This window comes from Rhodococcus sp. NKCM2511 (genome assembly GCF_014905595.1).
In the GTDB taxonomy this organism is placed as follows: domain Bacteria; phylum Actinomycetota; class Actinomycetes; order Mycobacteriales; family Mycobacteriaceae; genus Rhodococcoides; species Rhodococcoides fascians.
The window spans coordinates 203,331-221,674 of record NZ_BNHJ02000003.1; the positions used below are offsets into that span (position 1 = coordinate 203,331).

The following is an 18,344-nucleotide window of genomic DNA, read 5'->3' on the forward strand; positions in this document are numbered from 1 at the left end:
AGTACACTGAGATTTCTGGGGTAATCCAGCGCTGTGCGCTACCCGCGTCCTCCTCGGAGGTTGTGTGGGTTCGCGTGAATGCGTCGGGTGGACACCAGAGCGGCCGAGAAGTTTTCGGCCGAAGGGGCGTAGCTCAATTGGTAGAGCAACGGTCTCCAAAACCGTAGGTTGCAGGTTCAAGTCCTGTCGCCCCTGCCCAAGGTGTCAGCAACTGAGAGGAACGACGTGAGCGAGGAGCGCGGTAAGCGCGACGGTCGATCGGAGGAGTTCGAGAACTCCTCGGCTCCAGACGACGTCGCACCTGGCTCCGAGGGCCGTCTCTCCGATGCTGACACAACCGCAGATGATGCCGCTGCAGGCGCAGTGGCTCCCACCGGCAAGCGCGCGTCCGGCAGGTCCCGTGGCAGCGCCGCCGGCGTGTCGATGACGAAGGCCGCACCCGCGAAGGCCGCTTCGGGCAAGGCTCGATCCGGCAAGGCCAAGCTCGACAAGCGACCGAATGTGTTTCTGCGTCTGCTGCAGTTCTTCCGCGAGGTCGTCGCCGAGCTTCGGAAGGTCATCTGGCCGAACAAGAAGCAGATGGTCACCTACACCACCGTCGTGCTCGTCTTCCTGGCGTTCATGGTCGCGTTCATCAGTGGCCTCGATCTGCTGTTCATCAAGGGCGTCGGCTGGCTGTTCGGTTGACCGAACGCAGTTGCCGTGACTTTTCGACGATCGAACCGAGCAGGAACTAGAGAAAGGGTGCTGACGTGAGCACGCCGCACAACGACGCCACCGAAGTGGCCGCATTCGACGCCGATGTCGAGGCGACCAAGCAGGGCCTCGAAGCGGAGCAGGCCGCTCAGGACCGCGAGACGGACGAAGCAATCAAGGCCGACGTCGCCGCTGCCGCCGGGGACGACGTTCCCGCCGAAGGTGACGAGACATCCGAGGTCGCCGCTGACGTCGACGTCACTGCAGAGCCCGAAGACCCCGTTGCCGAGATGAAGGCGGCTCTGCGCCGCGCTCCCGGTGACTGGTACGTCATTCACAGCTACGCCGGATACGAGAACAAGGTCAAGGCCAACCTCGAGACCCGTGTGCAGAACCTCGACGTCGGTGACTACATCTTCCAGGTGGAAGTTCCCACCGAAGAGGTCACCGAGATCAAGAACGGCCAGCGCAAGCAGGTCAACCGCAAGGTTCTGCCGGGCTACATCCTGGTCCGCATGGAACTGAACGACGAGTCCTGGGGTGCGGTTCGCAACACTCCCGGCGTCACCGGTTTCGTCGGCGCGACGTCACGTCCGTCGCCGCTGACCATCAACGAGGTCGTCAAGTTCCTCATGCCTCAGGAAGGTGCCAAGAAGGACGCGAAAGCGGCCGCAGGCACTGCCGAGCAGGGCAGCGAGACCACGTCGAAGCCCACCATCGAGGTCGACTTCGAGGTCGGCGAGTCGGTCACCGTCATGGACGGCCCGTTCGCGACCCTCCCGGCCAGCATCAGCGAGGTCAACGCAGAGCAGCAGAAGCTCAAGGTGCTGGTATCGATCTTCGGCCGTGAAACCCCGGTCGAGCTCGGCTTCACCCAGGTCTCCAAGATCTAGAAGCCGACCGCACAGACTTGCAGTAGCAACCGCAAGAAACCCGAGCGAATACAAGGAAACAAGACATGCCCCCGAAGAAGAAGAAGCTAGCCGGGATCATCAAGCTTCAGATCCAGGCCGGTGCCGCCAACCCGGCACCGCCCGTCGGCCCCGCATTGGGCCAGCACGGCGTCAACATCATGGAGTTCTGCAAGGCGTACAACGCCGCGACCGAGTCGCAGCGCGGCAACGTCGTGCCCGTCGAGATCTCGGTCTACGAGGACCGTACGTTCGACTTCAAGCTGAAGACTCCTCCCGCTGCCAAGCTGCTGCTCAAGGCTGCAGGCGTGGCGAAGGGCTCCGGCGAGCCGCACAAGACCAAGGTCGCCAAGGTGACCATGGATCAGGTGCGCGAGATCGCCAAGACCAAGCAGGAAGACCTCAACGCCAACGACATCGATCAGGCCGCGAAGATCATCGCCGGCACTGCTCGCTCGATGGGCATCACGGTCGAAGGCTGATTTTCAGCCTCTCAAGCATCACACGTGGGAGAGCCGGCCAGGCTCGTCAACCACTCTGAACTCGAACGAAGGACAGTAAGACATGGCAAAGCGCAGTAAGGCCTACCTCGAGCAGGCCGCCAAGATCGACCAGGACAACCTCTACTCGCCTCTGGAAGCCGCCAAGCTGGCCAAGGAGACCGCGTCGAGCAAGTTCGACCCCACCGTCGAGGTCGCAGTGCGACTCGGCGTCGACCCCCGCAAGGCAGACCAGATGGTGCGCGGCACCGTCAACCTTCCCCACGGCACCGGCAAGACCGCTCGGGTTATTGTTTTCGCCGCTGGTGAGAAGGCTGCTGAAGCAGAGGCAGCAGGAGCCGACGTCGTCGGTGCAGAAGATCTGATCGAGCGCATCCAGGGCGGATTCCTGGACTTCGACGCCGCTATCGCGACCCCCGATCAGATGGCCAAGGTCGGCCGCATCGCCCGTGTCCTCGGACCGCGTGGCCTGATGCCGAACCCGAAGACGGGCACGGTCACCAACGATGTGACCAAGGCCGTCAACGACATCAAGGGCGGAAAGATCAACTTCCGCGTCGACAAGCAAGCCAACCTGCACTTCGTCATCGGCAAGGCCTCGTTCGACGAGACCAAGCTGGTCGAGAACTACGGTGCCGCACTGGACGAGATCCTGCGTGCGAAGCCGTCGTCGGCGAAGGGTCGCTACGTCAAGAAGGTCACCGTTTCGACCACCACCGGACCCGGCGTCCAGGTCGATCCCAACCGCACTCGCAACCTCCTCGAGGACGACGCGAACGCGTAATTTCTTCAGCTCCGAACGAAGGCCGGTCTCCCTGTGGGAGGCCGGCCTTCGTCGTTCTGTCCTGCCGAGATCTAGGCTGCGTTCGCGCGAGCGAAGTTGGCCAGCACGAGGCCGCTGATCCGGTCGAGCAACGCGGCCGGCAGGTCGTGTGCCATGCCCTCGATGAGGGTCAGCTCCGCGCCGGGAACCGCCCGGGCGATGGCCTTGCCACAGGCCGGCCGCACCAGTCTGTCCGCGGTCCCGTGGATGACGGTCGTCGGTGCGTCGATCTTCTGTGCGTAGGGCTTGAGGCTGCCGGTACCGGTGATGGCCGCCATCTGCCGAATGACTCCGGACGGGTTGTAGTTGCGTTCGTACATCACCTGGGCGATTTCGAGCTGTTCCTCGAGCGGGGTCCGGAACCCGGGGGAGCCGATCGTGGACAGCGTCTTCGCGGAATGCGCGATGATCTCGTCCTTCGTGGCGTCCTTGCCGACGCCACCGATCAACGGCAGTAGTGCCCGGGGATCCGGCGGTGGCAGGAATGCCTCGTTGGTGCTCGAGAACAGAATGGACACGGACTTGGTTCGCTGCGGGTAGCTACCGGCGAACACCTGCGTGATCATGCCGCCCATCGACGCGCCGACGACGTGCGCGGAGTCGATGTCGAGGTGGTCGAGTACGCCGACCGCATCGGCGGCCATGTCGACGATCGTGTACGGGACGTCCGACGACATCCCCAGTTCGTGCCGGAGGAGCCGAAGAATCTGCCAGCCGTGCACCTTTCTGCCCGTCATCTTCGTCGACAGCCCGATGTCGCGGTTGTCGATGCGGATCACCCGATAGCCGGCGTCGACGAGACGCGTGCAGAAGTCCATGGGCCACAGCGTCAGCTGCGCGGACAGACCCATGATCAGCAGTACGGCGGGGTCGTCGACCGAACCCATGTCCTCGTACGCGATGTCGATGGAGTTCGACGGCGCGATGCCTTGTTCGATTCTCATGTTCTCGTTCCTACCAGTCGGGGGCGCCCAGCACCGGAACCACCAGGTAACTGGGATCGTGTGGGTCGATCGCGATGTCCTGCGGTTTCAGTCGAGTGCGAACGAGGTCCGGCAGGATGGGGATGAACCGTGGTGCGTCGGTGGCGAATACGGCCAGCCGGAGGCGATGGCCCGTCGCGATCACAGCTTCGGTGCCGAGAATGTCGATGTCGAGTGTGATGGGCTGCCCGACGGGTACCGGCAGCACAGCGGCCTTGGTGAGCGGGTGGTACGGCCGGGTGTAGTCGCCGTTCGGTGCGAACAGTGATCGCTCGTCGTCCACGGCTCGGCGAGACGCGAGCAACGCCCCGTTGCTCAGCACGGTCGACTTACCGTCGGGGGCGACGTCGCAGATCATGATCGCCCACAATGCTTCTCGGGCACGGCAGATCACGCGCAGATGCAGGTTCATCGGCCCCGACAGCACGGCGTCCGCGCGGGCGGGTTCGGTGGTGAACGTGGCGGCGGCTCCTTCGGCGAATCGGTTGTCGTAGGTGAAGCCGCCGCCCAGTAGAGCCGTGACACCGGCGAGAACCTGTGTGGTGTCCCGGGATACGACGGCACGCAGGGACGGACGTACGGTCAGCACGCCGGACGACGTGGACGGCTCGTAGGCGAGGCTGCCGTCGCCGGCGGCGTGGGCGGCGGTGTTCGACGCTTCGGCCGACAGATACAGCCTGCGCGACAGTGCCTGGGGAGCCGGAAAGCGGCCGTGCGCAGTCCAATTGCCGCCCTGTTGTCGGAGGGTGACCGGCCCGTAGTTCTCGATTCCGTTGTCGATGTCGCACAGCCACCTGTCGAACCACGCTCGCTCGAGTACGTCCAGTCGTGGTGGGAATCCCGGTTCACCGAAACCGATTCCGGGATTGACGTGGTAGCCGTCGCCGACGAGTAGTTGTTTGGAGCCGCGTTCGAGAGCGAGTCGGTTGTAGATGTCCGGGGCGGAGCTGCCGAAGATGTCGTGCCAGCAGCCGTAGAGAAAGGTCGGTGCGGTGATGTCCTCGATGACGGCGTTGATGGTGTCGTAGTACGGGTCGTCGTAGATTCGTGGATCATTGCCCGTGACAAAGCCTTTGGCCAGATCGAACAGGTCGGTCGCAGGTGAACGGACGCGATCGCGAAGCCAGGCGACGGTATCGATTCCTCTCACCGCAGGTGCCCATTTGAGTCCGTTGACAGCAGCGAGCCACAGGGGAATGAACGCCGAGGTCGCGCCTCCGGTTGCGAAGATCTCGCGAACGATGTCCACCGAACCTTCGACGGCGAATATCGCGTCGAGCCCGTCGGGTCTCTTGGCCGCCGCCTGCAGTGCGTTGATCGCAGAGTACGAGATGCCTGCCATACCGATTCTGCCGTTGCACCAGTATTGCCGGCGCGCCCACTCGATCACTTCGATCGAGTCCAGTTGTTCTCGGGTGCCCAGCACGTCCTAGGTGCCGGTGGAGCTTCCGGTTCCTCGAACGTCGACGATCATCTGGACGTACCCGCTACGAACGAGGTGGCGGTTGACCGACAACAGATCCGCGGCTCCGCCCGCGACCACACGGGTGATTTCGGTGATGCCGTCGAACGCGGTACCGGTCAGGTCGAACGCCGACGAGAACTTCCTGATGGCTCGGCCGAGTATCGGTGTTTCGAGGATCGTATCGATGCCTTTGATCAGCAGCTTGTTGTAGGGCGTCAGGTTCAGGACCGTCGGGAACGTCCCCGGTACCGGCTGCCCGGACGCATCGGCAGGGCGGAAGACGTATGCGCGTAGGGCCGCTCCGTCGCTCATCGGAATGCGCACGTCGGCCGAGACGGACACTCGTGGGTACTGCGGAGCCTGCGCCGTGATCGCTGCCCAGGCCTGCGCGGCCTCGCCGCCGCTGGGGTCGCGCGGGGGTCTCAGGAGGGGGTGGGGCTCGACGGCGGTCATGGAGAACGATTAGACCTTCGAACGACCCTCTTTGTCCTGTGGAACGCGAATCGGTCGTGGTGTGCTCCAACGAGACGGCCTCAGTTCTGTGTTTTGTTGGGAACATTCTCAACGCCGGTTGAGCGTTGCTGTGGGGCGTACCAGACTTTCGAAACCAGCGACTACGACGCGCGCTGCGTTGTTAACGTCTGCCCGTCCGAGTGATGTGGGACACCGACCGTTGCAGGGGAGTACGAATGCACGTAGAAGCACTGTTCGGAGACGGATCGCAACGGCCTATCTGGCCGCACGCGGACGCACTGATCACCAGCGAATGCCCGGGGCTTCGCTTTGCCGGCAAGTACGCCGATGTCGTTGCCCTCAGCAACGGCGATCCCACCGCGCTGCGGCCGTTCATCGACGAGGAGACCCGTCGCCGCGTCGCGAGCATGGCACCCCCGCGTACCGACACTGCGCTCGTGTTCGGAGCGAACGGGTTTCTCGGCGCGCATCTGATCGGTCGTCTCACCCGGGACTCCGCCGTCGACGTCGTGTACGCCGTGGTTCGTTCCACCGAGGAGGAGTCGGCCCTCGAGCGACTCCAGCGCACGTTCGATCAGTACGAGATCACGGTCGATGCAGACAAGATTCGGATCGTCGAAGGCACGCCGACCTCGTTCCGCTTCGGTCTGGACAAGGCCGGGTACTTCGAACTCGCAGCCGGTGTGGGCCAGATCTTCAATTGCGCCAGCTCGACCGACTACACCGAGAGCTACGCCGAGCTGCGGGACGACTGGTTCGTCAGCGTGCTGCGCATCCTCGAATTCAGCATCACCTCGGCCCGTAAGCATCTGACCTACGTCGGCAGCATCGGCGCGCATCTCTACCAGAAGCCCGAGGACTTTCGTCGTCCCGACTCGTGGTGGTACTCCGGGTACGCCCAGATGAAGTGGGTCAATGCCACCTTGCTCGGGTGGTTGTCGATGTCGGACACGTACTCCGTCACGCTGGCCGAGGCCCCCTACATCCTCGGCAGTACCGACCTGGGCCTCGATCCGGGCCGCGTCTACAGCTTCTGGCGCATCGTGGAGTTGGCGATCGCCGCCGGCGCGATCTGGGACGGGCCGGGAATGAACTACGTCCCGGTGGACGTGATGTGCGACGTCATGGCCGGCAACGCACTGCGGAGCCACCCGCTCACCCGATTGTTGCCCAGTAACCCGACCGGTTACGGACACGACCTGTACGCCGAGCTCCTCGGCCTCGACCTGGTGAGCTGGGACGAGTTCGTCGAACGCGTCAGCGTCCGTATCTCTCCTCGGTTCGCCGAGACCATGCTCGCCGACAACATCGACAAGCTCATGCGGCTGGTGCACAAGCCCGAGGCCATCCTGCCCGTCGACCACGACACCTCCTGGTGCGATCACCGCAGGCTCTTCGAGCTGTACTTCGAAAAGGCCCAGCTCAAGACGCTCACCCCTGTCGTCAACTGACGTGGCAGACGGATTCGAGCCGACCTCGGTGCGGTTGCGGGAACTCTCCCTCGGCCACGAGGTCACCAATGCCGTTCTCTCCGTTGGCTTCTACGTCGTGTGTGCAGCCCTCGGGCTGCTGCCCGGTGCGCTACGTCACCGGGCAGCCGACGCGTTCGTGACGTGGTCGGAGAGCATCGACGAACAGCGACATCTCTGATGTCGCTCGGACGAGCACTCGTCGGTGTGGGTGTCGCCGTGGCGGCGCCGTTCGGGCTGTTCCTGTACTGGCGCACCCGGTTCTTCTTCCGAGACCCGCATCGCGTTCCGCCGGCCGATCCGCTGTCGGTGTTGGCACCCGCCGACGGGTTCGTCACGTACGTCAAACGCGTCGACGCGGGTTCGACGGCATTCGCCGTCAAGAAGGGCAGAACCATTCCGCTGGACGAGATCGCGGGTGTGGCAGCGACCGAGAGCGGATACCTCATCGGGATCTACATGTCCGAATACTCGGTGCACCGCAACAGGATTCCGATCTCGGGCACCATCGGCATGCGGCGTCATCGCTCCGCGGCACCGTTCAACAAGTCGATGGCGCGAGTGGGAGCGAACCTGTTGACGCGGCGCACCCCGTACGACGAGGGGTGCGACTACATACTGAGCAACGAGCGGCTCACCATCTCCATCGAACATTCGTCGGGGTCGGTGGTGACGGTGACACAGATAGCGGATCTGTGGGTCGACCGGATCGTCGCGCACGTCGCCGTCGGCGACACCGTCGAACGCGGCGAGCAGTACGGGATGATCCGCTTCGGGTCTCAATGCGACGTGTTCGTCCCCGACGCTCTCGCCGAAACCATCACCGTCCGACCGGGTCAGTACGTGTTCGCGGGGGAGAGCGTCGTCGCCCGCTCACCAATCCCGGTGGCAGACAACACCTCATGTGAGAAGGAACGATGATCACTGTCGACCGGGTCGAGTCCACCCAGGACTGGAACGAATTCAAGGCTGTCACCGATCTCGTCTACCAGGGTGATCCGTACCGATTGCCCGACGAACCCATGGATCTCGATCGGATCCTGATTTCGCCGCCGGTCGCCATCGCGTCGACCCGCGATATCGCGGCCTTCCTCGCACGCGAGAACGGGGTCGTCGTCGGACGAGTCGTGGCCATCCACGACACGAGCTTCACCCAGTACACCGGTGAATCCATCGGCTTCTTCGGGTTCTACGAGGCCGTCGACGATCACGAGGTCGCCACCGGCCTGCTCGACGCCGCGGCGGCGTGGCTTGCCGCGCGCGGGCTCGGCGCGATGTCCGGGCCTTTCGGTCCGTCGATGTTCTACAGCGCGGGCATCGTCGTCGACGACGAGCCTGCCCTTCCGTTGGTGGGCATGCCGCACAATCCTTTGTACTACGCAGCCCATTTCGAGAAGTGGGGGCTCGTGGGGATCAAGGACTTCTACAGCTACCTGTTCGACGATCCGTGCGTGATCTACAACCGCCCCGAATATGCGCGGCACATGCAGATCTTCGAAAAGATCAAGGCGCGTTCGGAAGTGACGTTCCGCTCCATGAAGTACCGAACGGTTCGCCGCGACGCGCGCATCGTGCGCGATCTCTACAACAAGACGTTCGTGAACTTCTGGGGCTTCTCACCACTGTCGTTCGTCGAACTCTTCGAGTTGCTGAAGATGATGCTTCCGGTCCTCGATCGACGGCTCACCCTGCTGGCCGAGTTGGACGGCAAGCCCGTCGGATTTCTGATGGGCATCCCGGACGTCAATCAGGCCGCGGCCAAGGCCGCGCACCTGAAGTCGCGGTGGCTGCGAGACCTGGTGACGCTGTGGCACGTCAAGAAGCCGAGCCGGACGGACGTCATCGACGGGGTGCGGGTGGACATGCTGTTCGTCGATCCGGACTGCCCCGATCGCGCGGTGTCGTCGTTGCTGATCATGGAGTTGTCGGTGCGGATGCGCGATCTCGGCTACACCCGGGTGGAGGCAGCGCCGGTGCTCGACGACAGCCCCTGGATGAAGGGATCGGTGCTGACCCGCATGGAGCAGACTCCGCACCGGACGTACCGCATCTACAACCGCGATCTCGAGCTGCCTCGGCCATGATCGATCGGACGGTGGTGCTCGACCGTGCGCAGACCAGGCTCGACATCGGTGACCGCTGGGGGCAAACGGTCGGCCGTCACAGGTGGCTCGTGCTGGCCGTCTGGCTGTTGCTTGCGGTGGGTTCTGCTGCGCTCTATCCGGCACTGCAGAACTCGTTGGTGGGTGCCAACTTCTCCGTCCCCGGTACCGAATCGAGTCGCGCCGACGCGCTCGTCGAACAGCACTTCTCCTCGTTCGGGTCCGAGCAGCTCGTCGTCACGTTCACGTCGGATCGGGTCCGCGTCGCAGATCCCGCTTTCCGCGAACGCGTCGGCGAGACCGTCTCTGCGCTGCGGCAATCCCCGGATGTGCTGCGGGTCGTCGATCCCTACGAGACGGCCGGATTCGTGCCCCAGATCTCCGAGGACGGAACGTCGGCACTGGCTTTCGTCGGTTTCGGCGGCGACCCTCGCGACCGGATCGCGACAGCAGAACGGATGCAGAAGCTCATCGACGGGGCGTCCGCCGGCGGTATCGACGTGGCGGTCACCGGTTACTCGCCGATGACCGTCGATCTGACGAAAGTCGAGTCCGACGACGCCGTCCGGGCCGAAAGTATCGGCCTACCACTGGCATTCGTGCTGTTGATCCTGGCTCTCGGATCCGTGGTCGCCGGCATCGTGCCGCTCGTCACCACGGGCATCGGAGTGTTGGCGGCGTTCGGAGTGTTCTCGCTGCTCTCGCACGTCATGACCTTCGACGTCCTCGTGACGACGGTGGCGTCGATGTTCGGTCTCGGTCTGGGCATCGATTACGCGCTCTTCATCGTCAGCCGATTTCGAGAGGAAATGGACCGCACCACGCTGCCGGGGGACGCCACGGGTCAGGGGCGTACGAATGCGGCCGTCGGGGCCGCGATGGGAACGGCGGGCCACACGATCGTCATCTCCGGTCTGGTCGTACTCATTTCGCTCGGTGCTCTGGCGATCGTCGATGTTCCTGCCGTGCAGAGTATTTCGTTCGTCGTAGCGCTGACGGTGGCGTGCGTCGTCGTGGTGGCCTGGACGCTGCTACCGGCAATTCTCGCGGTCCTCGGCCCGCGAATCTCGACACTGTCGCTACCGCAGAGGTTTCAGCCTCCGGCGGTCGGTGAGCACGATGCCGCGATACCCACGTGGTGGTCACGGTGGGCGCGACACGTCATCGAACGCCCGTGGCGCTACACGGCCGTCACCGCAGCCGTGCTGCTGGCCTGCCTGGTGCCGATCGGGACCATCCAGTACGGGGTGGACCTCGGAGCCGACGCCCTTGCCGCGGAGCCGAGCGGCCGGGCCAACACGGTCCTCACCGAGAAGTTCGCTCCTGGGACGATTTCGCCGATCACCGTCGTGTTCACCGGCAGTGGTGACCGTCCCCTCGAACCGATGCAGGCGGCCACGGTCGCGGTCTTCGCCGACGACATCCGAGCCGACGGTCGCGTCGACTACGCCCTGGCGCAACAGGACTCCGGCCGCACGTTGCTGATCGTGGTGCCCGCGGTGCCGATCGACTCGACCGAGGCCTCCGACCTGGTCGCGTCGATCCGGTCGCAGGCAGTTGTTGCCGCAGACCGCGACGGCACCACCGTGTCCGTCGGCGGAACCACCGCCCTCGTCGTCGATGCCTCCCAGGAGATTTCGAGCAAATTCCTGTGGGTCGTGTTCGCGGTGCTGGCATTCTCGCTGGTGTACCTGGGCATCGTCTTTCGGAGCGTGGTGATTCCGATCAAGGCGGTCGCCATGAATGTGCTCGTCACCGGCGCGGCGTTGGGTGCGACGGTGGCGGTGTTCCAGTGGGGATGGGGATCGTCGCTACTCGGATTCGACAGTCCGGGCTACATCCAGGTGTATCTGCCCGTCACCGTGTTCGCCGTGGTCTTCGGTCTGTCGATGGATTACGAGGTGTTTCTCATCGGCCGGATGCGCGAGGTGTTCGTCTCGCATCGCAACCGACACAGCGTGAACGACCCCAGCGTGAACAACACCAGCGCCAACGACACCGCGATTGTCGACGGCCTCGAGCACACCGCCAGGCCGATCACTGCTGCGGCCGCGATCATGATCGCCGTGTTCGCCAGCTTCCTCACTGCCGATGTTCTCGAACTCCAACAGTTCGGGTTCGCGCTCGCTGTCGCCGTGTTGTTCGACGCGGTTCTGGTGCGCATGATGATGGTGCCGGCGATGATGAAGCTGTTCGGCGAGCGAAATTGGTGGCCCGGATTGCGTTCCGAGACAAGCGTTCAGGCAGACGGCACCTGAGCCGACGCGAGTACGACTCCGTCCGAACCCCTGATCTCGATCTCGGCGACGTCGCCGCGCAGGACGGCGGCATTCATCCGGCACTCGATGGTGACGGTGCTGCCGAGGAACGTGCCGGACGGCCGGTCGACGCCCGATCGGTCGACGAGAACGACGTCGTACGGACCGCCCTCGGAGATGCCGTCCATTTCGAGGACGGTTTCCGTTCCCCACGTGTGGGCGACGAGACCGCCTTCGACGTCGACAGTCGGTCCGCTGGTGGTGAACGATATTTCCTCGTAGGCCCCGAGAGTTCCTGGTGGTCCGGTGACCACGACCTGGGGTTCACCGGGCTCGGAGCGGTATGCGTCGATGCCCAGTACTGCTGCACTGCCGACGACAACGCCGACGAGGGCCGCGGCAGCGGCCAACCCGGCCGACCCGTTCCTGACACCGAACCGCGGCCTGGCGACCGGCTGCAATCCGGAGCTGCCCGAACGCCCAGGGGCAACGGCGTTGTCGGCGTTCTGGGTGGCGGCCAGGATTCGCTCGCGGAGTCCGGGCGGCGGAGTCGAGTCGAGCCACGGCAGGTTCGGGCCCCGGCGTTCGAGCTGCTCCGTCGTCGCGCGCAGTGCAGCGATCTCGGTGTCGACCGTGGGGTCCGACGCGGCCAGCGCGCGAAGTTCGCCGGCTTCGGCATCGTCGAGATCGTCGCCGACTGCTGCAGCGATCAGCTCTGCTCGCCGATCGGGTGAGGCTGTCATCGGTCCTCCTTTCTGTCGAGGTTTCTGCGTAGTGCGTTCAGGGCGTAGAAGGCGCGGGTGCGGAGCGTGCGTACCGGCACTCCGGTCGACTCCGACAGTTCGGCGTAGCTGCTTCCGGATACGTGCACGGCCACGACGACCTCGCGGTGGTCGGGCGAGAGCTGTGCCAGTGCCGCGATGACGCGGAGCCGCTCGTCGGTGTCGGCGGTGGTGTCGCGCGTGACGGCGCTCGGTCCGCGTTCGTGCTCGTCGGGCCGGTCCGATGTCGTCGCAGGCACTCTCGCCTGGGACCGAACGAGATCGACGATGACGTTTCGCTCGATCGCGAAGAGCCACGTGCGAAGTGAACCTCGGCTCGGGTCGAAGCGCGCTCTGGCCCGCCAGGCCCGCAGGAACGTCTCCTGCACACAATCCTCGGCGAGGGCTCGATCGCGGAGGGCATTGACGGCGTAACCGAGCATCTCCGACGCGTGCTGGTCGTATGCGGCCGCGACATCGAAGTTCAGCTCGATCACGCTCCCGATGCTCATGACAGTGATTACGTCTGCGGCCCCGCAGGCGTTCATATCCAAGACTGGAATATTTCTTTACCGATATTTGAACATCTACGCGCCGACCGTCGTACACCGTGTACGGGCTCGCCTGCCCGATACTTTCATGGAAGGCACACGAGATGATCACACGTTCCACTACACGCCGGGCGGCGTCCGTTCGTAGATCCGCCACGGCACTCGTCGGCGGTACGGCCACCGCGGCGGCGCTGCTGCTGTTCTCGGCGGGCCCGGCCGCTGCCGACACCCCGGTCGCCGAACCGGACAGTTTCACCAGCGCATTCACCGCGATGGCCACGCCCGATCAGGTTCTGAACGGTGACGGCGTGGCCACTCCGGGTCAGCCGGGCGCGATGGGCACCTTCACGCTGCGGATCAATTCCGACCTCGACATCATCTGCTACGACATCTCGCTGAACGGTGTGACAGGTGACTACATGAGCCCGGCCAAGACGGCTACTCATATCCACCAGGCCGCAGCAGGTGCAGCGGGACCGCCGCGCCTCGCGTTCCCGAACCCGACCCCCGTCGGGGACGGCCCGCGCAACAGCAACGGCTGCATGCAGGGTCCGTTCACCACCGGTCTGACCCCGGCCGGTGCCGATGCAGACAGCGGTACCGGATTCACGTTGGACCGGATCGAAGCCGACCCAGCAGGCTTCGCGGCCGACACCCACACCGTCGACTTCTCGGCCGGAGCGGTCCGAGGACAGCTGACCCGGATTCCGGTCGGATCGGTAGCAACCGGAGGTGGCGGCGCGGCGCTCGCCGCGGCATCCGATTCGGCGACCGGTTCCGCAGCTCCCGTCGTCGGCGCGGTAGCCCTCGGCGCGATGGCTGTCGCGGGCGTGACGTTGGTGGCACGGCGCACCCGCGGGGTGCAGAGCTGAAGCTCCCCACGCGGGCTGCACTCGCGGCCGCGGTTCTGACGGCTGCGGTTCTGACGGCGGTGGTGACGGGATGTGGTGCGTCGCCACCGTCGCCACCGTCGTCACAACCTGAGCCGGCCCCGACGGTGTCCTCTTCGTCGCCCGTGCCCGTGCCCGTGCCCTCGCCCGAACTGTCCGGCGTAGTGGGGGATTGGCGGATCCCGATGCGCCTGAGCATTCCTGCCATCGCGCTCGACGAGGGGCTCGTCGGCCTGGGTATTGCCGACAGCGGCGAGATGGAGGTACCCACCGACTACGACGACGTCGGGTGGTTCACCGGCGGTGGCCGACCCGGTGGGATCGGCAGTCCGACGGTGTTCGCCGGGCATGTCGACTCGACTACCGGGCCTGCGGTGTTCGATCGGCTGTCGGATCTGAACCCGGGCGATATCGTCACGGTCGGCGACGAAGCAGGTGGCCGAGCGGACTATCGGATCGAGCGCATCGGCGACCACGGCAAGGCGGACTTCCCGACGGCGTCGGTGTTCGGCGCGGTGCCCGGCGACGAGATCCGGTTGATCACCTGTTCGGGCGATTTCGATGCGACCGTGGGCAGTTACGAACGCAACCTGGTCGTCTACGGGGTGCGGCAGTAGCCGATCGTTTTGGAGTTGACCCCCGAGGTGTTGTAGCCTGGTCGACGGTCCAGAAGGAATGTGCTCGCAGTGCGTGCATTTCTTTCGTTCCGCCCAATCAAGTTCTACCCAAGACCGTTGGTCACCGCCTTCTCGAGGGAAATTTCCTGACAGGTGTGCGGTTGAAGGTCCGAGATCGCTTCGGACGGCCCACGCAGGAGAACGCGGTAGGGAACCTGTCGTGCAGCTTCGGCTGCCACTTGTTCACGCCCCGTGTGCTTCCTGCACCGGGGCGTTCGTCGTTTTCCGGCCCTCTCGCGATCGACACAACTTCCCACGAGAGGAGGCGAAGTATGGCAAAGCCCGAAAAGGTCTCCGCAGTTTCGGAGATCACCGACCAGTTCAAGGGTTCGACGGCTGCCGTCGTCACGGAATACCGTGGCCTGTCGGTTTCCGGTCTGACTCAGCTCCGGCGTGCGCTCGGCGAAGGTGCCACGTACTCCGTCGCCAAGAACACCCTGGTCAAGCGCGCAGCTGCCGATGCCGGCATCACCGGCCTCGACGACTTGTTCGTCGGACCGACCGCCATTGCATTCATCAAGGGCGAGCCGGTCGACGCTGCGAAGGCCATCAAGGCCTTCGCGAAGGACAACAAGGCCTTGATCATCAAGGGCGGCTACATGGACGGCGCAACGCTGTCCGTGGACGAGATCAACAAGATCGCAGACCTCGAGTCTCGCGAGATCCTGTTGGCCAAGCTCGCCGGCGCCATGAAGGGCAACTTGTCGAAGGCTGCAGGCCTGTTCAACGCTCCCGCATCGCAGTTCGCCCGCTTGGCGTTCGCGTTGCAGGAGAAGAAGGCTGCCGGCGAACCTGCCGCAGCCGAGGCCCCTGCAGAAGCAGAAGCACCGGCGGAAGCTCCCGCCGAAAGCTGATCCGCTGGCATTAGCGAACAGCTCCACACCAACACCATGTCGCGGATCAGCGGCCAGGTACTTACAGGAAGGACCGCCACCATGGCGAAGCTCAGCACCGAAGAATTGCTCGACCAGTTCAAGGAGCTCACCCTCCTCGAGCTCAGCGAGTTCGTGAAGGCATTCGAGGAGACCTTCGAGGTCACCGCAGCTGCTCCCGTCGCAGTTGCAGCAGCAGGCGGAGCAGGCGCTCCGGCTGAGGCAGCCGAAGAGCAGGACGAGTTCGACGTCGTTCTCGAGTCGGCCGGCGACAAGAAGATCCAGGTCATCAAGGTCGTCCGTGAGGTCGTCTCCGGCCTCGGCCTGAAGGAAGCCAAGGACCTCGTCGAGAGCGCTCCGAAGGCAATCCTGGAGAAGGTCGCCAAGGATGCAGCCGAGGCTGCCAAGGAGAAGCTGGAAGCCGCCGGCGCAAAGATCTCCGTCAAGTAAGACCGCTTCACTGCAGTCGTACTTCGCGCTCTTAACATCGAGCGCACAGAAGGGGCCGTCCTCACTTCGGTGAGGGCGGCCCTTTTCTGTGTTCGGGGGAGGGCTGCTCCTGCGTTCGATGGAGCCTTCTCCTGTGTTCGATGCGGATCGCATCGCGCTGCGTTGTGACCGATCACGGAGTCTTCTCGATCCCGGGACATCGGCAACGCGTCACTGTTTACTCGTGAACGCCGAAGTCCGAAGCTTTCCGAATGGTCTCGGCCGGGTGCAGTTGTGTCTTGTCACAGAATCCGACGGCAGGGACTTGTCACAGTTCGGGCGACTTCCCGACCGGCTCGCGTGAGATGAGCCACACTGATGCAAGCTCTACAGCCTGACTCGGGGAAGTTCTTACCGGGCGGTAAGCTCCTGTGTCGGAGCGGACACGTGCATGGGATACAGTGACGCAACCCACATCCGGGTCGATGTGTATGAATTGTGGAGGTCAGCGTGGGAGTCGAGGTTTCGGTCGAAGGATTGACCAAGTCTTTCGGTGTACAGAAGATTTGGCAGGACGTGACGTTGACTCTGCCGAAGGGTGAAGTCAGTGCATTGCTCGGTCCTTCCGGTACCGGTAAGTCGGTCTTCCTCAAGTCGCTGATCGGTCTCCTTCGCCCCGAGCAGGGCAAGATTTTCATCGACGGAACCGACATCCTGCAGTGCTCCTCGCGTGAGCTCTACGAGATCCGCAAGCTGTTCGGAGTGCTCTTCCAGGACGGTGCCCTGTTCGGCTCGATGAACCTCTACGACAACGTCGCCTTCCCGCTTCGCGAGCACACCAAGAAGTCCGAGTCCGACATTCGCAAGATCGTCATGGAGAAGCTCGAACTGACGGGTCTGCTCGGTGCCGAGGACAAGCTGCCCGGTGAGATCTCCGGTGGTATGCGCAAGCGTGCCGGCCTCGCCCGCGCGCTGGTGCTGGACCCGGAGATCATTCTCGTCGACGAGCCGGACTCCGGCCTCGATCCTGTTCGTACGACGTACATTTCGCAGACATTGATCGACATCAACGCCAACATCGATGCCACGATCCTCATCGTCTCGCACAACATCAATCTGGCTCGAACGGTCCCCGACAACATCGGCATGCTGTTCCGTCGTCAGCTGGTCATGTTCGGCCCCCGTGAGGTGCTGCTCACCAGTGACGAGCCGGTGGTCAAGCAATTCCTGAACGGCACGATGATCGGGCCGATCGGAATGTCGGAAGAGAAGGACGAGGCGCAGATGGCGCAGGAGCAGGCCATGGTCGACGCCGGTCACCACGCCGGTGGCGTCGACGACGTCGAAGGCATCGTGCCGCAGATGAAGGCCACCCCGGGTACGCCGGTGCGCCAGGCCGTCGGACGCAGGCAGGAGCGGGTGCGCCAGATCATGCACACCCTGCCGCACAGCGCTCAGGTCGCGATCCAGGAGAGCCTCGACAGCACCGACTCGGGGCAGCGTTACCCGGCGTACGCAGACCAGCAGGGTTACGACCAGCAGGGCTACGGCCAGCAGGGCTACGACCAACAGGGGTACGGCCAGCAGGGCTACGACCAACAGGGGTACAGCCAACAAGGCTACGACCAAGGACATGATCAGCAGGGCTACCAAGCTCCAACACAAGGTCGGGGTCAATAGCAGACATGGGGGGATCGAAGAAGTCCGCGTTCGCGCCCGCGAACGCCGCTCTGACACAAGCGGGCAATATCGTCGAACTGTTCGTCGAGGTGGTCCGAAACACCTTTCGTAGGCCGTTCCAGTTCCGCGAGTTCATCGAGCAGGCCTGGTTCATCGCCAGCGTGACGATTCTGCCGACGGCACTGGTCGCCATTCCGTTCGGCGCGGTCGTATCGCTGCAGACCGGTTCGCTGATCAAGCAGCTCGGTGCCGAATCGTTCACCGGTGCAGCCAGCGTGCTCGCCGTCATCCAGCAGGGCAGTCCGATCGTGACCGCCCTCCTGGTGGCCGGTGCGGCCGGTTCTGCCGTCACCGCCGACCTCGGTTCTCGCACCATTCGCGAGGAGATCGACGCGATGCGGGTACTGGGAATCGATCCGGTTCACCGCCTCGTCGTTCCGCGAGTGCTGGCCATGATCCTCGTGGCGCTGCTGCTCAACGGACTCGTCTCGGTCGTCGGCATCGTCGGTGGCTACTTCTTCAACGTGATCCTGCAGGGTGGTACCCCCGGTGCCTACCTGGCGTCGTTCTCCGCGTTGGCTCAGCTACCCGATCTGTATGTCGCAGAAGCGAAAGCGGCGATCTTCGGTCTCATCGCCGGCATCATCGCGTCGTACAAGGGCCTGAATCCCAACCCCGGCCCCAAGGGTGTCGGTGAAGCTGTGAACCAGACGGTTGTCATCACGTTCCTGCTGCTGTTCTTCGCCAACCTCATTCTCACCCTGGTCTACCTCCAGGTCGTACCAGCGAAGGGAGCGTAACCG

General features: G+C 64.2%; 18 protein-coding genes, 1 tRNA gene and 1 pseudogene. 16 read left to right on the forward strand and 4 right to left on the reverse strand.

Annotation, left to right across the window (positions count from 1 at the left end; genetic code table 11):
* Positions 1–122: 122 nt before the first annotated feature.
* The 5 genes from JLZ96_RS20475 (at position 123) to rplA (ending at position 2,891) form a co-directional block, all read left to right on the forward strand.
* Positions 123–195: transfer RNA gene (locus tag JLZ96_RS20475), tRNA-Trp, on the forward strand.
* A gap of 30 nt (positions 196–225) precedes the next feature.
* Positions 226–687, forward strand: a complete 462-nt coding sequence (gene secE / locus JLZ96_RS20480) for a preprotein translocase subunit SecE (RefSeq protein ID WP_032369898.1) — start codon at positions 226–228, stop codon at positions 685–687.
* A 65-nt stretch (positions 688–752) separates the two neighbouring features.
* Entirely contained in the window at positions 753–1,589 is an 837-nt protein-coding gene (gene nusG / locus JLZ96_RS20485; RefSeq protein ID WP_201011124.1) for a transcription termination/antitermination protein NusG, read from the forward strand.
* Positions 1,590–1,654: 65 nt separating this feature from the next.
* Positions 1,655–2,089 carry a 50S ribosomal protein L11 gene (gene rplK / locus JLZ96_RS20490; RefSeq protein ID WP_008713829.1) on the forward strand — a complete coding sequence of 145 codons (435 nt, stop codon included), beginning with the start codon at positions 1,655–1,657 and terminating at the stop codon, positions 2,087–2,089.
* Positions 2,090–2,171: 82 nt separating this feature from the next.
* Positions 2,172–2,891 (forward strand): 50S ribosomal protein L1, encoded by a 720-nt coding sequence (gene rplA, locus JLZ96_RS20495; protein ID WP_027498276.1) that lies wholly within the window; start codon positions 2,172–2,174, stop codon positions 2,889–2,891.
* A gap of 71 nt (positions 2,892–2,962) precedes the next feature.
* Here the strand turns inward: rplA and JLZ96_RS20500 are convergent, their stop codons facing one another.
* Positions 2,963–3,874, reverse strand: coding sequence for an alpha/beta fold hydrolase (locus JLZ96_RS20500; protein ID WP_032365255.1), 912 nt, complete (start codon positions 3,872–3,874; stop codon positions 2,963–2,965).
* Between the two features lie 10 nt (positions 3,875–3,884).
* Positions 3,885–5,831, reverse strand: a pseudogene (locus JLZ96_RS20505) (CocE/NonD family hydrolase).
* Positions 5,832–6,067: 236 nt separating this feature from the next.
* Between JLZ96_RS20505 and JLZ96_RS20510 the strand changes: the two are divergent.
* The 5 genes from JLZ96_RS20510 to JLZ96_RS20530 are packed head-to-tail and all read left to right on the forward strand — an operon-like array spanning position 6,068 to position 11,681.
* The gene (locus JLZ96_RS20510) at positions 6,068–7,303 is read left to right on the forward strand and encodes an SDR family oxidoreductase (protein WP_094652061.1); all 1,236 of its coding nucleotides are present in this window, start codon (positions 6,068–6,070) and stop codon (positions 7,301–7,303) included.
* A 1-nt stretch (position 7,304) separates the two neighbouring features.
* Positions 7,305–7,502, forward strand: a complete 198-nt coding sequence (locus JLZ96_RS20515; RefSeq protein ID WP_201011125.1) for a serine/threonine protein phosphatase — start codon at positions 7,305–7,307, stop codon at positions 7,500–7,502.
* Positions 7,502–8,242 (forward strand): phosphatidylserine decarboxylase, encoded by a 741-nt coding sequence (locus JLZ96_RS20520; protein ID WP_201011126.1) that lies wholly within the window; start codon positions 7,502–7,504, stop codon positions 8,240–8,242. Before JLZ96_RS20515 ends, JLZ96_RS20520 begins: the two co-directional genes overlap by 1 nt.
* The gene (locus tag JLZ96_RS20525; RefSeq protein ID WP_167328932.1) at positions 8,239–9,405 is read left to right on the forward strand and encodes a hypothetical protein; all 1,167 of its coding nucleotides are present in this window, start codon (positions 8,239–8,241) and stop codon (positions 9,403–9,405) included. Before JLZ96_RS20520 ends, JLZ96_RS20525 begins: the two co-directional genes overlap by 4 nt.
* Entirely contained in the window at positions 9,402–11,681 is a 2,280-nt protein-coding gene (locus tag JLZ96_RS20530; RefSeq protein ID WP_201011127.1) for an MMPL family transporter, read from the forward strand. The genes JLZ96_RS20525 and JLZ96_RS20530 overlap by 4 nt, the downstream gene beginning before the upstream one ends.
* Here JLZ96_RS20530 and JLZ96_RS20535 read toward each other — a convergent pair.
* Together JLZ96_RS20535 and JLZ96_RS20540 are read right to left on the reverse strand one after the other, a co-directional pair.
* On the reverse strand, positions 11,663–12,424 hold the full coding sequence (locus JLZ96_RS20535; RefSeq protein ID WP_201011128.1) for an anti-sigma factor: 762 nt from the start codon (positions 12,422–12,424) through the stop codon (positions 11,663–11,665). The genes JLZ96_RS20530 and JLZ96_RS20535 overlap by 19 nt on opposite strands.
* Positions 12,421–12,954 (reverse strand): RNA polymerase sigma factor, encoded by a 534-nt coding sequence (locus JLZ96_RS20540; protein WP_236254185.1) that lies wholly within the window; start codon positions 12,952–12,954, stop codon positions 12,421–12,423. Before JLZ96_RS20540 ends, JLZ96_RS20535 begins: the two co-directional genes overlap by 4 nt.
* A 143-nt stretch (positions 12,955–13,097) precedes the next feature.
* On the opposite strand from JLZ96_RS20540, the gene JLZ96_RS20545 reads away from it, so the two are divergent.
* The 6 genes from JLZ96_RS20545 to JLZ96_RS20570 all read left to right on the forward strand — a co-directional run bounded on the left by JLZ96_RS20545 (position 13,098) and on the right by JLZ96_RS20570 (position 18,341).
* Positions 13,098–13,865, forward strand: coding sequence for a CHRD domain-containing protein (locus JLZ96_RS20545; protein ID WP_032369727.1), 768 nt, complete (start codon positions 13,098–13,100; stop codon positions 13,863–13,865).
* Positions 13,866–14,008: 143 nt separating this feature from the next.
* Positions 14,009–14,500 carry a class F sortase gene (locus tag JLZ96_RS20550; protein WP_236254186.1) on the forward strand — a complete coding sequence of 164 codons (492 nt, stop codon included), beginning with the start codon at positions 14,009–14,011 and terminating at the stop codon, positions 14,498–14,500.
* 332 nt (positions 14,501–14,832) lie between these two features.
* Positions 14,833–15,414 (forward strand): 50S ribosomal protein L10, encoded by a 582-nt coding sequence (rplJ, locus tag JLZ96_RS20555; RefSeq protein ID WP_032365266.1) that lies wholly within the window; start codon positions 14,833–14,835, stop codon positions 15,412–15,414.
* Between the two features lie 81 nt (positions 15,415–15,495).
* Positions 15,496–15,882, forward strand: coding sequence for a 50S ribosomal protein L7/L12 (gene rplL, locus JLZ96_RS20560; protein ID WP_032365267.1), 387 nt, complete (start codon positions 15,496–15,498; stop codon positions 15,880–15,882).
* Between the two features lie 489 nt (positions 15,883–16,371).
* Positions 16,372–17,541: an ATP-binding cassette domain-containing protein gene (locus JLZ96_RS20565; RefSeq protein ID WP_201011131.1), complete on the forward strand. Its 1,170-nt coding sequence runs from the start codon at positions 16,372–16,374 to the stop codon at positions 17,539–17,541.
* A gap of 5 nt (positions 17,542–17,546) precedes the next feature.
* Positions 17,547–18,341 carry an ABC transporter permease gene (locus tag JLZ96_RS20570; RefSeq protein ID WP_032365269.1) on the forward strand — a complete coding sequence of 265 codons (795 nt, stop codon included), beginning with the start codon at positions 17,547–17,549 and terminating at the stop codon, positions 18,339–18,341.
* Positions 18,342–18,344: the final 3 nt, after the last annotated feature.

Excerpts from the sequence above, each read along its gene's own strand:
- rplK (WP_008713829.1), top strand. The coding sequence starts at position 1,655 with ATGCCCCCGAAGAAGAAGAAGCTAGCCGGGATCATCAAGCTTCAGATC.
- rplA (WP_027498276.1), top strand. The coding sequence starts at position 2,172 with ATGGCAAAGCGCAGTAAGGCCTACCTCGAGCAGGCCGCCAAGATCGAC.
- JLZ96_RS20500 (WP_032365255.1), bottom strand. The coding sequence starts at position 3,874 with ATGAGAATCGAACAAGGCATCGCGCCGTCGAACTCCATCGACATCGCG.
- JLZ96_RS20510 (WP_094652061.1), top strand. The coding sequence starts at position 6,068 with ATGCACGTAGAAGCACTGTTCGGAGACGGATCGCAACGGCCTATCTGG.
- JLZ96_RS20520 (WP_201011126.1), top strand. The coding sequence starts at position 7,502 with ATGTCGCTCGGACGAGCACTCGTCGGTGTGGGTGTCGCCGTGGCGGCG.
- JLZ96_RS20525 (WP_167328932.1), top strand. The coding sequence starts at position 8,239 with ATGATCACTGTCGACCGGGTCGAGTCCACCCAGGACTGGAACGAATTC.
- JLZ96_RS20530 (WP_201011127.1), top strand. The coding sequence starts at position 9,402 with ATGATCGATCGGACGGTGGTGCTCGACCGTGCGCAGACCAGGCTCGAC.
- JLZ96_RS20535 (WP_201011128.1), bottom strand. The coding sequence starts at position 12,424 with ATGACAGCCTCACCCGATCGGCGAGCAGAGCTGATCGCTGCAGCAGTC.
- JLZ96_RS20540 (WP_236254185.1), bottom strand. The coding sequence starts at position 12,954 with ATGAGCATCGGGAGCGTGATCGAGCTGAACTTCGATGTCGCGGCCGCA.
- JLZ96_RS20545 (WP_032369727.1), top strand. The coding sequence starts at position 13,098 with ATGATCACACGTTCCACTACACGCCGGGCGGCGTCCGTTCGTAGATCC.
- rplJ (WP_032365266.1), top strand. The coding sequence starts at position 14,833 with ATGGCAAAGCCCGAAAAGGTCTCCGCAGTTTCGGAGATCACCGACCAG.
- rplL (WP_032365267.1), top strand. The coding sequence starts at position 15,496 with ATGGCGAAGCTCAGCACCGAAGAATTGCTCGACCAGTTCAAGGAGCTC.
- JLZ96_RS20570 (WP_032365269.1), top strand. The coding sequence starts at position 17,547 with ATGGGGGGATCGAAGAAGTCCGCGTTCGCGCCCGCGAACGCCGCTCTG.